Annotated in this window: 14 protein-coding genes; 7 read left to right on the top strand and 7 right to left on the bottom strand. The window is 50.6% G+C overall.

The window, feature by feature from the left end; translation table 11 throughout:
• Nucleotides 1–12 precede the first annotated feature (12 nt).
• Nucleotides 13–618 (top strand): class F sortase, encoded by a 606-nt coding sequence (locus ACFSDB_RS07745; protein WP_377339660.1) that lies wholly within the window; start codon nt 13–15, stop codon nt 616–618.
• Between the two features lie 196 nt (nt 619–814).
• Complete coding sequence (locus ACFSDB_RS07740) at nt 815–1,480, top strand: ribonuclease H family protein (RefSeq protein WP_204891734.1); 666 nt, start codon at nt 815–817, stop codon at nt 1,478–1,480.
• 53 nt (nt 1,481–1,533) lie between these two features.
• On the opposite strand, the gene ACFSDB_RS07735 is transcribed toward ACFSDB_RS07740, so the two are convergent.
• Both ACFSDB_RS07735 and ACFSDB_RS07730 read right to left on the bottom strand, forming a co-directional pair.
• Nucleotides 1,534–1,824, bottom strand: coding sequence for a hypothetical protein (locus ACFSDB_RS07735; RefSeq protein ID WP_204891733.1), 291 nt, complete (start codon nt 1,822–1,824; stop codon nt 1,534–1,536).
• A gap of 264 nt (nt 1,825–2,088) precedes the next feature.
• Nucleotides 2,089–2,970, bottom strand: a complete 882-nt coding sequence (locus ACFSDB_RS07730; RefSeq protein ID WP_204891732.1) for a LysR family transcriptional regulator — start codon at nt 2,968–2,970, stop codon at nt 2,089–2,091.
• A gap of 236 nt (nt 2,971–3,206) precedes the next feature.
• Here ACFSDB_RS07730 and ACFSDB_RS07725 point away from each other — a divergent pair, with 236 nt between their 5' ends.
• Together ACFSDB_RS07725 and ACFSDB_RS07720 are read left to right on the top strand one after the other, a co-directional pair.
• Nucleotides 3,207–4,526, top strand: coding sequence for a GntP family permease (locus ACFSDB_RS07725; RefSeq protein WP_204891731.1), 1,320 nt, complete (start codon nt 3,207–3,209; stop codon nt 4,524–4,526).
• A gap of 21 nt (nt 4,527–4,547) precedes the next feature.
• A complete protein-coding gene (locus ACFSDB_RS07720; protein ID WP_204891730.1) occupies nt 4,548–5,324 on the top strand; it encodes a 3-hydroxybutyrate dehydrogenase in 777 nt (258 codons plus the stop codon).
• A gap of 52 nt (nt 5,325–5,376) precedes the next feature.
• On the opposite strand, the gene ACFSDB_RS07715 is transcribed toward ACFSDB_RS07720, so the two are convergent.
• Nucleotides 5,377–6,150 carry an alpha/beta fold hydrolase gene (locus ACFSDB_RS07715; protein ID WP_204891729.1) on the bottom strand — a complete coding sequence of 258 codons (774 nt, stop codon included), beginning with the start codon at nt 6,148–6,150 and terminating at the stop codon, nt 5,377–5,379.
• Between the two features lie 184 nt (nt 6,151–6,334).
• Between ACFSDB_RS07715 and ACFSDB_RS07710 the strand changes: the two genes are divergently transcribed.
• Complete coding sequence (locus tag ACFSDB_RS07710) at nt 6,335–7,567, top strand: cysteine desulfurase-like protein (RefSeq protein ID WP_204891728.1); 1,233 nt, start codon at nt 6,335–6,337, stop codon at nt 7,565–7,567.
• A 44-nt stretch (nt 7,568–7,611) separates the two neighbouring features.
• Here ACFSDB_RS07710 and ACFSDB_RS07705 read toward each other — a convergent pair whose 3' ends face one another.
• Together ACFSDB_RS07705 and ACFSDB_RS07700 are read right to left on the bottom strand one after the other, a co-directional pair.
• Complete coding sequence (locus tag ACFSDB_RS07705) at nt 7,612–8,241, bottom strand: class D sortase (protein ID WP_204891727.1); 630 nt, start codon at nt 8,239–8,241, stop codon at nt 7,612–7,614.
• 48 nt (nt 8,242–8,289) lie between these two features.
• On the bottom strand, nt 8,290–8,691 hold the full coding sequence (locus ACFSDB_RS07700; RefSeq protein WP_204891726.1) for an excalibur calcium-binding domain-containing protein: 402 nt from the start codon (nt 8,689–8,691) through the stop codon (nt 8,290–8,292).
• A gap of 255 nt (nt 8,692–8,946) precedes the next feature.
• On the opposite strand from ACFSDB_RS07700, the gene ACFSDB_RS07695 reads away from it, so the two are divergent.
• Nucleotides 8,947–9,387, top strand: a complete 441-nt coding sequence (locus tag ACFSDB_RS07695; RefSeq protein ID WP_377339653.1) for a HEAT repeat domain-containing protein — start codon at nt 8,947–8,949, stop codon at nt 9,385–9,387.
• A 56-nt stretch (nt 9,388–9,443) separates the two neighbouring features.
• Here ACFSDB_RS07695 and ACFSDB_RS07690 read toward each other — a convergent pair whose 3' ends face one another.
• Both ACFSDB_RS07690 and ACFSDB_RS07685 read right to left on the bottom strand, forming a co-directional pair.
• Nucleotides 9,444–10,367, bottom strand: coding sequence for a PhzF family phenazine biosynthesis protein (locus ACFSDB_RS07690; protein WP_204891724.1), 924 nt, complete (start codon nt 10,365–10,367; stop codon nt 9,444–9,446).
• A 21-nt stretch (nt 10,368–10,388) separates the two neighbouring features.
• Entirely contained in the window at nt 10,389–11,105 is a 717-nt protein-coding gene (locus ACFSDB_RS07685) for an NAD-dependent deacylase (protein WP_204891723.1), read from the bottom strand.
• Between the two features lie 435 nt (nt 11,106–11,540).
• On the opposite strand from ACFSDB_RS07685, the gene ACFSDB_RS07680 reads away from it, so the two are divergent.
• Nucleotides 11,541–12,803, top strand: a complete 1,263-nt coding sequence (locus ACFSDB_RS07680) for a S8 family peptidase (protein ID WP_204891722.1) — start codon at nt 11,541–11,543, stop codon at nt 12,801–12,803.
• Nucleotides 12,804–12,858 lie beyond the last annotated feature (55 nt).

Here is a 12,858-nt window from a genome sequence, read left to right as displayed (position 1 = left end):
GGGTGCCAGGAAGTGGAGGATGAGGTGAGCGTCCGCAGCGAAAGCGTCGGCTTTGCCGCTGAAAGGCATGAACCTTTAATCGTGGATTCTGAAACTGTGGAACCTGCAACCGTAGAACCTGTTGGCGTAGAAGCAGCAAAAATAACGGAAAACCCGATCAATTCATTGAAGAGGCAAGGCATCGAACCGGTGCTGATAGAAATACCGGCGATCGGCGTCAAAGCGGACATCCAGTCCCTTGGCGTTACCGAAAGCGGGGAAATGGCCGTACCGGACAATGAAGCGGATGTCAGCTGGTTCTCGCCGGGATACGAACCAGGTGAGAACGGCCGTGCGGTCATCGCAGGTCATGTAGATGGAGTCGATGGGCCGGCAGTTTTCTGGGATCTCGTCAAGCTGGAAAGCGGCGATGAGATCCGGGTGAAAGGCGAAGGGAAGGAACTGGTGTACCGGGTGCATACAATGGAATCCGTTCCGCTTGAAATGGCGGACATTCCTGGCATCTTCGGCTATGCTTCCTCCCCGGAACTTGTTTTGATCACTTGCTCCGGCACCTACGATTTTTCCAGGGGGACCCGGGAAGAGCGGCTTGTCGTATATGCAAGTCTTGTAGAATAACAGATTTCGGCGGTATGCCGCTCCTTTTACAGGGCCGGCATACCGCCTTTTTCTGTCCCGTGAAAGAACGTTTAGATTATGCCGAAAAGGAAATAAAAGAACTATAGGTTCGATTGGCAACTCCTTTTTGAGCTATATACAGAAGCGTTTTTCTATATACTGATAAATAAAGGGCAGCTGAGAAGGGGGCAGGGCAATGAACGTCCGGATAGAATGGGTATACAAAACTCCGAAAGGGACTGAGGCGATTTTCCATTCGGAAGAAATGCCGGCAGCCAAAGCGGTGCTGCTCGCAGAAGATCTGGAGCGGACGGGCCGGACAAAAAAACTGGTATTCGTCGACAGGTTCGACAGCACATGGACCGTCAAGGAAATGAAAGGCTACCTTAAAGGAATCGAAACGGAGCCGCACAATATCACCGTCTATTTCGACGGCGGGTTCAGCCCGGCGACCAGCAACTCCGGCCTTGGCTGTGTCATTTATTATGAACAGAGCGGCAAGTCCTATCGGCTGCGGCGCAATGCTCCGTCTGCAGAATTGGCATCCAATAACGAAGCGGAATATGCTGCGCTCTACTTGAGCCTGCAAGAGTTGGAACTTCTCGGCGTCCATCATTTGCCAATTCGGTTCATTGGGGATTCCAAAGTTGTCATCAATCAGATGGGGGGCGATTGGCCCGCCATGGAAGCGGATCTCGCCCGGTGGGCTGACCGCATCGACCAAAAGCTCGAGAAGCTGGGTATCCAGCCCGAATACGAGCTGGTGCCGCGCCGGGAAAATGCTGAAGCGGACCAATTGGCTACGCAGGCCCTCAATGGCATCGATATTGCGGGAGTCATTGAAATGACGGCAAAACCATGACCTCAACCAAAAATAAAAGCAGGGAAGGCACTATGCCTTTCCTGCTTTTTTCATCACTTTTTCCATTTTTCGCCGTCATAATCCAATTCATGGTAGGTTTGTGGATATCCCATCGAGACCCACTCAGAACGGTAAGCGGAGTCTAGCTCCGTCAGCCCGATTTCGGCGTGGTCCTCAGCCGCATTCGGGCTTTCCCGGACGTCGGCCGTTTTGCTGTTGTGGAGGTCATGATCCGGATAAACCCAGTATTGCTTCCCTTTTTTCTTGAACAATCTTGCAACAACGAATGCGCAAGCGCCTGCAGCACATGCATACAAAAGATTCTGCTTTGTTCTTTTGTCCACTGCTATCCCTCCATTTTTAAACGCTGATTAGTATCTATTATTAATTTCCCTCTTTGGCAACATATTAATCATTTTGCCGGCTATGCCGAAAAGAAGCCGAACTGCCTTTGCGGGGCGAAAGGGCGGTTCGGCTTCTCAAAACAATGACTATTTATTCTTGGCAAGCGCTAAAGCGGTGTCCGCTTTTTTCAAATCATGCTCAACTTGCTCTTCAATGTCATATGCATGGTACATTTCATAATTCTTGTTTTAATTTCTTTTCTGTCAAACTTTTGGCAGTTCATTGACTAGCGAAATGAACGAACGAGATACATAAGGGACGTAGCGGTTTTTAGCCAGGATGATGCCCAGCCGCCAAGGGAATGTGCGGGTGAGGGAGATTGTTTTAAACGGGCCGCCTTTCATCCGGTCGCAAATCAGCGATGGCATTAAAGTGACGCCCAGGTTCTTTTCCACCATGCCGACGATAAAGTCCCACTGGGAACTTTCATACGCAATTTTCGGCGTGAACCCTTCGCTAAGGCAGAATTGGATTGTCCGGCTGTTCAGGGTGAATTCTTTGCTCAGCAGCAAAAAAGGATCGTCTTTGAAATCAATGAGGTCCACTGTGTCCAGATGGGCAAGGGGATGCGACTGGTGCACCAGCAGCTTGATATCCTGTTCGACAAACGGGACCACATCGAATTTCTCTTCGTCCACCGGCAGCATGACAAAGCCGAGGTCGACTGCGCCTTCGAGCACTTTTTGCTCGACTTTCTTTGCGCCGTATTCGTCAATCATGATGGTGACATCGGGATAGGACCGTTGGAATTCAGCGATGATGGTCGGAAAGAACAGCGTACTGATTACAGGAGGGAGCCCGACTTTGATTTTCCCTTTTTTCAGATGCATCACGTCATATAGCGATTCCGATAAATCTTCCAGGCTGTTAACGATTTTTTGGGCTTGGGCAAGCACCACTTCGCCGGCGTCGGTCAAAGCGATCTGCCGGGCCGAACGGTCGAAAAGCGTAACATCGAGTTCATCTTCCAGGTTTTTTACCATCTTGCTGAGTGTCGGCTGGGTGACGTGCAGCGCCTGCGAAGCTTTGGTGAAGCTCTGGTGCTTCGCCACTTCTATGAAATAATTCAATTGCCGGATATCCATGTTATGCCTCTTTTCTATAACATAAAGTTATATGATGTATACTTTTTATTCATTTTACCTATCTGAAAAGGAAAGGTACACTATTAAAAGCCGAGCGGGTCTAAATATTTTGACAAATTCATGAATTTTTTTATATCGGACTCGTAAGCGCTTACAAGAACGCCGGTATCTGGATGGATGCAAAAGGGGCATGATTCTGTCGGCAGCGTGTAAAACATTTCAAAGGGGGAAATAACATGTTTAGTATGATCGGTTTGATTGGCGGTTTGGCGCTGCTCATCTACTTGACGATGAGAGGGACGAACTTGCTGATTGCAGGTCCGTTGAGTGCGCTAGTGGTGGCGCTGTTCAGCAGCCTGCCATTGTTCCCGCAGATGGTTGCGGAAGGAGAAGTGAACTTTTTAGGGAATTACATGACCGGGTTTTCCGGATTCATCACAGCATGGTTCCCAATGTTCCTGCTTGGAGCAATTTTTGGTAAATTAATGGAAGACAGCGGAGCAGCAGACAGTGTTTCCCGCTGGCTCGTTGGAAAATTCGGCATCAAGCGGGCGGTGCTTGCAGTTGTTATCGCCTGTGCGGTATTGACGTATGGCGGCGTAAGTTTGTTCGTCGTAGCATTCTCGGTTTATCCGATGGCGCTCAGCCTGTTCAAACAGGCGGATCTTCCGCGCCGTTTCATCCCGGCGGCATTGGCGCTTGGATCTGTTACATTCACGATGACTTCAGCAGGTTCTCCGGAAATCCAGAACTGGATTCCGATCGAGTATTTGAACACCAGCCCGTATGCCGGCTGGGAAGTCAGTATCATTGTCGCCATCTTCATGGCGCTATTCGGCTACTGGTGGCTGAAGCGCATGATCACGAAAGCAGTAAACAAAGGCGAACGTTTCGAGTCGCGCAAAACAGATCCTGTGGTGCCAGAGCGCAATCTGCCGAATCCGATCATGGGCTTGATTCCACTGCTGGTGGTTCTAGTCGTTTCTTTCATTTTCCATGATTCATTGAAAACATCCGCATTGGTTATTGCCTTGCTGGGCGGAGTTCTTGCAACGTATTTTCTGAACAGAACACATTTCCAAGATCTTGGGAAAGCATTGACGGATGGCACAATCGGTGCACTGATTGCAATTGGCAATACAGCAGCCGTTGTCGGCTTTGGCGGTGTTGCGAAAGCAGTACCGGCATTCCAAACAGCGGTAGATGCGATGACAAACATTCCGGGAAGCCCGCTAATCGGCGGCGCCATCGCGGTAAGCGTCATCGCCGGTATTACCGGTTCAGCATCCGGCGGCCAAGTTATCGCTTTGCCTTTGTTGGCGCCGCATTACATCGATTTGGGCGTCAATACAGAAGCGCTTCACCGGACAGTCGCAATTTCTTCGGGAGCGCTGGATTCCTTGCCGCATAACGGCTACGTGGTTACGACCATCCAGGGAATCTGCGGTGAGACACATAAAGCTGCATACGGGGCAGTGGGTGCGGTAACGGTCATTGTTCCGCTGCTTGGCTTAGCGATTGCAATCGTCTTGTTTTCACTAGGGTTAGGCATCTAAAAATTAGTGGAGGGAATTCGAATGGTTGAAAATAAAGTAGTATTCATCACCGGCGCCGCGAGCGGCATCGGTTATGAAATCAGTGCCGACTTCGCAAAAGAAGGGGCTAAAATCGTTTTGACGGATATCAATGAAGAAGCGGTTGTGAAAGCTGCCCAATCCCTTAAGGACCAAGGGTTCGAAGCGATCGGCCTTAAGGTGGACGTAACGAATGAAGCAGAGCTGGAAGGAGCGATCCATCAAGCGGTGGAAACGTTCGGCTCGCTTGATGTCCTGATCAACAACGCGGGCATGCAATTTGTTTCTCCGATTGAAGAGTTCCCGACCGAAAAATTCGAACTGCTTGTGAAAATCATGTTGGTTGCGCCTTTTGTGGCAACAAAACATGCGTTTCCGATCATGAAGAAGCAGGGCAAAGGCCGTATCATCAATATGGCTTCCATCAATGGCCTCGTCGGTTTCGCCGGCAAAGCGGCGTATAACAGCGCGAAGCATGGCGTCATCGGTTTGACGAAAGTCGCTGCGCTCGAAGGGGCGGAGCATGGCATCACAGTCAATGCCATGTGCCCGGGCTATGTCGATACACCGCTTGTGCGAAATCAGATGGGCGATTTGGCGAAAACGCGCAACGTTTCTTTGGACAAAGTGCTTGAAGAAGTCATTTATCCCTTGGTGCCGCAAAAGCGCCTGCTGTCTGTACAGGAAATTTCGGATTACACCATGTTCCTGGCAAGCGACAAAGCGTCAGGCGTCACCGGCCAGGCGGTCGTCCTTGACGGCGGCTATACGGCACAATAACAGAACCCGAAAAAACGCTCTGCGAATCGCGCAGAGCGTTTTTTTCATTCCGTCAATCAAGAAAATTATCGGTGATGCCGAGGAACAGCCTGTCCTGTTCGACGTTCGGGGCGTGGCCGGATCGCTTGAATTCCATATACGTCGCATCCGGAATATGAAGGGCTGTTTCCCTGCCTTTGTCGGGAGGATTCAATCCGTCGTGCGTGCCGCTGATTACCAATGTCTCCGCGCGGATTTTTCCGAGCTCGCTGCGGAAATCGAAATCTTTCAAAGCAGCAGAAGCAGCTACCTGCTCGCGCCCTGTAAGGCCATCGCTCTTCTCTGCGGTTTTCCGCAGCCATTCATCGACTTTTTCCTGGTTGTAGAACATGAATTCGGAAGACTTATCCAGCTTGCCGACAAGGCTTAATCCGCGGAAAGCATCTTCGTGGCGGTCAAAGAGCTCCGCCATCGACGATTGTTCCCCGCTGGGCTTGGTGGCGACAAGGACAAGTTTTTTCACCCGGTCCGGAAGCGCGATTGCTACGCCTTGTGCAATATAGCTGCCCATTGACACGCCTAGGACATACAGCGTTTCAAGTTCCAGGTGGTTGATGAGGGCGACTGCATCTTTGATATGGTCGTCGAGGGTATATGATTCCGGCTTGTCGGACCGTCCATGGCCCCGGGAATCCAGGGCAAGGACGCGGTATTTCTTTTTGAAGAAATCCATTTCCCGGTAGAACATGGCATGGTTGCTTGTCAATCCATGCAAAAGCAATAACGGCGTTCCTTCGCCGACATCTTCATAGAACAATGTGATATCTCTGGATTTGAAATGAGGCATGGTGGTTCTTCCTTTCAGGTTTCAAGATTCTATAAAATGTATACCCTTATTTGCCTGCGGTTAATAGTAAGCGGCATTTGCCGGAATAAAAATAAATTTTCAGAAATCAGCCGCTTTCTATTAGACACCGGCTCCGATAACGTGTTTTATTTAAAGAGAACGTCATTGCAAAGGGGCTATGTACATGAAAACAACTGAAGCGGCTTTTCCAATCGAAGCGGTCCGGGAGCAATTCCCGGCATTGCAGCGGACCTATCACGGCAAGAACGTCGCCTATTTTGACGGTCCAGGCGGCTCGCAGGTCGTCAAAACCGCCATCCAGGCGATTGCAGGCTATATGGAAAGAGGCGGGGCGAACCTGCACGGATCGTTCCCAACCAGCTGGGAGACAGAGGAGATTATCGCAAATGCGAAGGGAGCGGTCGCCGACTTTCTCAATGTCGGAGTGAACGAAGTGGCATTCGGTGCGAATATGACCACCTTGACGATTGCCATCGCCAATGCACTCGGCAAACAGTTCAACGAAGGCGACGAAATTGTCGTGACTGAGATGGATCACCGGGCAAACGTCGATCCGTGGCTTCTCATGGCGAAAGACCGGGGCTTGAACGTCCGGTGGATCAAGGTCGATACCGATTCGTTGGTTCTTGACCTAAGCGACCTCCATGAAGTCATCAACGAAAAGACCAAGATTGTGGCGGTCGGATTGGCTTCGAATGCAGTCGGCACCATCGTCGACATCGAACCGATTGTCAAACGCGCCAAGGAAGTCGGCGCGATTTTCGCAGCGGACGCTGTGCATGCAGCGCCGCATGTTCCGCTTGACCGCGAAAAGCAGGGGATCGATATCCTGCTTTGTTCAGCCTATAAATTCTTCGGCCCGCATATCGGGATTGCAGCGATCCGCGAAAGCATCTTCAAGGACCTTGAGCCGTATAAACTGGTTCCGGCACCAAGCTACTATCCGGACAAACTGGAAACCGGCACGCAGAACCATGAAGGCATTGCCGGCATCGAACCCGCCATCGACTTTTTTGCCTCGTTCGGCGAAGGCAAAACGAGAAGGGAGCGCATCCTGTCGGGGCTTGAGACGATCGAAGCCTATGAAAACCGGCTCGCCAAGCGCCTCCGCGAGGGATTGCGCGCAATTGAGGGAGTGACGTTATTCGAAGCGGCGGCAGACATGCCGAAAACACCGACCATCGCCTTCCAGATCGAAGGGCAGGACCCTGCCGAGGTTTGCAAAATCATGGCAGAGGAGCACAGCATCTTCATCGCGGCCGGCCATTTCTACGCTTCCACACTGGCAGACCGGCTCGATATCAATAAAACCGGCGGCTGGATCCGCGCCGGATTGGCACCTTACAATACCGAAGAAGAAGTTGACCGTCTCATCGCGGCGGTTGCAGCTTTGTAAAAAACGCTAAAGGGCAAAACTGCAGCTGCAGTTTTGCCCTTTTTTTATTCTGATGAAGCTGATACAAGTTTCGCCTGGACGATATACCGGTCCGCGGCATATCCGATGTAATCGAACGGATAGCAGGTCGTCAAGGTTAGCGTGGACTCGTCTTTCGCGACGATGACCGACCGGTCGTCTTCATGGGTGATCCAGGTACCCGTAATTTCATACACATAGACCCCGCTATCGTATTCAATCATCAGCACATCGCTTTCTTCAAGCTCACCCAGCCCTGTAAAGACGGTATCGCGGTGGCCGCTCAATACCGTGTGGCCGTTGCCGCCAGGGACCGTCGTCAAGGAGCTGATGAACATCCCGACACCCTGCTTCAGCGTTTCTTCATCTGCACCCCAAAACACCGAATACTTCTTTTCAAGCTTCGGAATGATCAGCGAAGCGGTTTCTTCGCCAAGTGCATGCCGGGCCGAAGTGGTAAGGAGCGGTTCGAGCGGCTTGTCAGAAGGAGCGGGCGAAGTAGCCGGATGTGCCGCAAAAGCCTTTTCTTCAATTTCTTTCTGTTCGGATGCCGTCAGGTCTTCAGCGGAGCTCCTTGTATCCTGCCAACCCAAAAAGCCGTAAATAGCAGCCGAAAGGCCGGCAACAAGCAGGAACAACCCGATCCAGCGCCTCATAAAAAATCACCTCAAGAGTTGAAGGCATGCCTGCCTCCGGATTCGCTTTTACGCTTCTTGCCGTTTCCGGCGGAATAATAGAAGCGAGCCGGCTGCTGCCGCTCCGGCGCCCATCAGCATAATCAACGGGTTTCTTGAAGCGGTTGCCGGCAATTTTTCACCTTCAGCAGCTTCTGTTGCCGGTGCTGTGCCGCCATTCGCATCGCCGGCTTGTGCGGCTACAAACGCATCATATTCGCTTTTGGATACTTCACACGCCAAGCCGTCGCCGTCTCCATCCAAGCGGTGGGGATCATTGATTGCACTATAGCCGTTCGAATACCAAAATTGCATCATTTCCTGGCGGGATGAAAAATCCGCACAATCTTTATCGGTTGTTTCGGCATATGCGCCTGAAGCGCCTGTAAACACCATCAAACACATTGACCCGGCCAATACAGTTTTTCTCATTGGAATCCCCTTTGGTTAAAAGTATTTTATAAAACCATTTACATTATACCCAAAATTTTGAAAATGGCATATCTTTTATTAATCGCCGAAAAATCATTTTCTTTTGCGCTGTTAATGTTCGGGCATCAGAAAGGAAATCCAGCTTTTTTGTCCTTTCGCTCACTTGATGGTACAATACGGGGACAAGCTATTTCCGAAATGGAATGGAGCAGCACATTTTCCGGAAAGGGAAATGATCAAAGGAGATTGAAATTTTTGAGTCAACAATACAGCACTGAACTTCCGTCGAACTACGACGAATTGAAACGAGCAGCCAACCGTACAGCCAACTGGAAAGAACGCCTTGCGGCAGTAGAGGAATTGGGCAATTACAAACACCAGAAAACTATCGACGTTCTGCTTCACCGCATGAACAACGACCCGGTCTATCAGGTGCAGGAAGCCGCTTTTGAAAAATTGCAGGGCCTCGGAGAAGAAGTCGAATTGCCGAAACGCAAAAAATTCGATTTGATCAAAGACACTTCGAAAGTGTTGGTCCGCTTGAAAAAGAGCTTGCCGAAAGACCATACGTACGAAGATTTCAAAGTGAAATTGCAAAAAACGCGCGTTGACATCTACGATACGTACAAAGGCGATAAAGGCGACGATTTTGACCAATGGCTTGAAGACCAGTGGAAATCCATCCAGAGAAGATAACCCTAAAACAACCGCTGCAGCGAAGGCTGCAGCGGTTGTTTTTTTTGTTAACTAAACTAATCTGCCAAATAGATTTCGCCTTGCCCCATTGTCACCGAAGTGCCGCCGATTTTCACGAGCGAGAACCGGTTGCCGGATTTCGCGATGGTGACATCGATATAGCTGGGGCGCTTGATTTCGAATCCTTGTTCGTTGCGGATATGATAGGTTCCGTTCGTTGTTTGGGGGATGACCCCGTGCTCCACCAAATAAGCGCCGAGCGGGCCGCTTGCTGCACCGGTTGCCGGGTCTTCGGCAATGCCCATGGCTGGCGCGAACATGCGGCTATGGACGGTTGAACGCTTTTCTTCTGTTTCAGTCGTGAACGCGAAAATATGCTGGGTATCGGGGTCCCGGCTGAAATGCCGTTCCCAGATGTCTGTGCGGAATTGGATGTTGCGGATGGCATTCAAGGAACGGACAGGGATGAACAAAAAGGGGAGGCCTGATGAAACCGTCTGGAACGGGTAACGGACGTCGAGGTCTTTCGGCGTAAGCGACAGCAAATCAGCGACCAGACCGGTCTTCTGATAGTTGGCCCTGAATTCCGGCAGAGGCTGTGTCATTTCCACTTTCACGATCTGCCCGCCATGTTTATGGACGGTCACCGGAATATCGCCGAACCCTTCTTCCAAAATCCACTCATTCGTCCCTTCAGCGGTCTGGATCATTCCTTGTTCGGCTAAACTGAACGCTGCCCCGATTGTGGGGTGTCCGGCAAGCGGCAATTCCACTTTGGGCGTAAAGATGCGCAAGCATTTATGGTTCTTCGCATTTTCCGGCGGGCAGACAAAGACGGTTTCGGATAAATTCAATTCCCGCGCGATCTGCTGCATCGTGGAGGAAGAAAGTTTCTCCTCCCCGTGAAAGACCGCCAATTGGTTGCCGCCGAACGGCTTCTCCGTAAAGACATCAATAAGTGAATAACGTAGCGTTTTCATGGCCACCCTCCATTCTTATGATCAATCGAGTCCTTCATTCCATTCTGCGAGCACCGCGCCGATTTTCCGGCCATGGATCACAAGGTCGGCATGGTGGTCGAAGTCAGTTGTTTCTTCGTTGACGATTACCAATCGTGCACCATGTTCCTTGGCAATGAGCGGGAATTGATTGGCAGGAGAGACACTGAGAGAAGAGCCGAGAACGATGAACAAGTCAGACTTGCTGGCTTCTTCGAAAGCCATAGCGAACGGTTCTTCCGGCAGCATTTCCCCGAACAGCACCACGGCAGGGCGGAGCAGGCCTCCGCATGCAGGGCAGCGGTAATCTTGTTCCTTGTAGAAGCTGCTGCTGTAGGAAGCGCCGCAGGACTGGCAAAAAACCTTGCGGAGCGATCCATGGAGTTCAGCGACTGCGCGGCTTCCGGCCAGCTGATGGAACCCGTCGACGTTTTGCGTGATGATCGACCGGATCAAACCGCTGGCTTCCCAGTCTGCCAGAATCCGGTGCCCCTCATGCGGAGAAAAGGCATCGGCTTTTGTGATGCGTTCCCGGTAAAACGCAGTGAACGCTTCGGCATTTGAATTCATCGCTTGCACACTTGCCACTTCGCTTGGATTCCTTTTCCCCCACAAACCCTGGTTCGCTGAGCGGAAATCCGGCAGCCCGCTTTCAGTCGACATGCCTGCACCTGTAAATATGACGGCATGTTGTGCGCTTTTCAGCCAATCGCTTACCATTGAATCCCTCCTTGCTTGAGCGCTCTTTCCTAAAGTATATATAAAATCCGGTCCGAATGGTTAATTTAATCGAAAATTCCATCAATAGAGAAAGGGCATGCTTCATTTTTAGGGAAACGGAATAAATCCAAGTTGCATACTTCCTTTATGCAAGTGTTTTTATGATAAGACATGCGAAATTTTGATGCGTTTTAAGCGAAATGAGCAGATCTAAAGAAAATAAAGGTAATTTAGGTATTAAGTCGTGGTTATTCCTGACTTCTTAGCATTTATTGTCTTAAAGGAGCCGTTATTTTCCCAATTACGCAAAAGGGACTTCTCTGCTAACGTTAGTTGTGAGGCCGGGTTCTCCAAAGCGGAGCGCCTGAAAGTGGATGCCGGGACGCCGGGATTGCTTATCTGCCAAACACTTTTAATGGAAAAGGGGATTGAACGATGAAAAGATCGGCGAAATTTGTAACATCAGTCATGCTTACGGCAACATTGCTCGTACCGGCAATGGGTGTCAGCGCAAATGGGGACTCCTCAGCACAAAACAGCAACGAGAAATTCCGTGTATTGGTTGATTCAGCGAACCAGAAGGAACTGAAGAATGCCAAAGATCGCTACGGCGTCCATTGGGATTTTGAAGGCGAAGGCTTTACGACTGATATGAATGCGCAGCAATTCGAAGCGCTTCAAAAAAATAAAAACCTGACGGTTGAAAAAGTTCCTGAGTATTCGATTGACTCTACTTCTTCAAAACCGGAAGCAGCGTATACAACGATGGCAGCTTCGCAGTCAACGCCATGGGGCATCAAAGCCATCTATAACGACAGCGCATTGACAAAGACTTCAGGCGGAGCGGGCGTCAACATCGCCGTGCTTGATACAGGCGTCAATAAAACCCACGCAGATCTAGTGAACAATGTTGAACAATGTAAAGATTTCACTGTCGGAACGAGCATCGTCAACGGTTCATGCGTTGACCGCCAAGGGCACGGGACACACGTTGCCGGAACGGCACTCGCTGACGGCGGTTCAGGTTCAGGCGTATACGGTGTAGCTCCAGCTGCAGATTTGTGGGCATACAAAGTATTGGGTGATGATGGTTCAGGTTACTCGGATGACATCGCAAACGCAATCCGCCACGTGGCCGATCAGGCAACGGCGCTGAACACGAAAGTGGTCATCAACATGTCGCTCGGTTCTTCTTCTGAAAGCAGTTTGATCACGAATGCTGTCAACTACGCTTACAGCAAAGGTGTTCTGATCATTGCGGCAGCAGGCAACTCGGGCCCTTACCAAGGTTCGATCGGCTACCCGGGTGCATTGCAGAATGCAGTAGCGGTTGCAGCTCTTGAGAACGTCATCCAAAACGGCACATACCGCGTTGCGGATTTCTCTTCACGCGGCTATAGCTATACAGATGGCGACTACTATATCGACAAAGGTGATGTAGAAGTATCAGCACCTGGTGCGGCCATCTACTCAACTTGGTACACTGGCGGCTACTCGACAATCAGCGGTACGTCAATGGCTTCACCGCACATTGCAGGACTTGCGGCAAAAGTATGGGCAGCAAACCCGACGGTCAGCCACACGACGATCCGCAATGATTTGCAGAACCGTGCTTACAACTACGATATCCTTTCAGGATCGGGCGCTGGATACGGCGACGATTATGCTTCAGGATTCGGATTTGCCCGCTTGCGTTAAGGAGCGGAAAAAACAATCCCGGCCATGCGCCGGGATTGTTTTTTTATGGTAAAAT

The sequence above is a fragment of the Planococcus chinensis genome (assembly GCF_042681545.1).
Lineage (GTDB): Bacteria > Bacillota > Bacilli > Bacillales_A > Planococcaceae > Planococcus > Planococcus chinensis.
This window is presented reverse-complemented; position numbering and strand designations above follow the sequence as displayed.

What these genes read in the sequence shown, in the direction of transcription:
- ACFSDB_RS07740 (WP_204891734.1), top strand. Translation starts at nt 815, where the DNA reads ATGAACGTCCGGATAGAATGGGTATACAAAACTCCGAAAGGGACTGAG.
- ACFSDB_RS07730 (WP_204891732.1), bottom strand. Translation starts at nt 2,970, where the DNA reads ATGGATATCCGGCAATTGAATTATTTCATAGAAGTGGCGAAGCACCAG.
- ACFSDB_RS07725 (WP_204891731.1), top strand. Translation starts at nt 3,207, where the DNA reads ATGTTTAGTATGATCGGTTTGATTGGCGGTTTGGCGCTGCTCATCTAC.
- ACFSDB_RS07720 (WP_204891730.1), top strand. Translation starts at nt 4,548, where the DNA reads ATGGTTGAAAATAAAGTAGTATTCATCACCGGCGCCGCGAGCGGCATC.
- ACFSDB_RS07715 (WP_204891729.1), bottom strand. Translation starts at nt 6,150, where the DNA reads ATGCCTCATTTCAAATCCAGAGATATCACATTGTTCTATGAAGATGTC.
- ACFSDB_RS07710 (WP_204891728.1), top strand. Translation starts at nt 6,335, where the DNA reads ATGAAAACAACTGAAGCGGCTTTTCCAATCGAAGCGGTCCGGGAGCAA.
- ACFSDB_RS07705 (WP_204891727.1), bottom strand. Translation starts at nt 8,241, where the DNA reads ATGAGGCGCTGGATCGGGTTGTTCCTGCTTGTTGCCGGCCTTTCGGCT.
- ACFSDB_RS07700 (WP_204891726.1), bottom strand. Translation starts at nt 8,691, where the DNA reads ATGAGAAAAACTGTATTGGCCGGGTCAATGTGTTTGATGGTGTTTACA.
- ACFSDB_RS07690 (WP_204891724.1), bottom strand. Translation starts at nt 10,367, where the DNA reads ATGAAAACGCTACGTTATTCACTTATTGATGTCTTTACGGAGAAGCCG.
- ACFSDB_RS07685 (WP_204891723.1), bottom strand. Translation starts at nt 11,105, where the DNA reads ATGGTAAGCGATTGGCTGAAAAGCGCACAACATGCCGTCATATTTACA.
- ACFSDB_RS07680 (WP_204891722.1), top strand. Translation starts at nt 11,541, where the DNA reads ATGAAAAGATCGGCGAAATTTGTAACATCAGTCATGCTTACGGCAACA.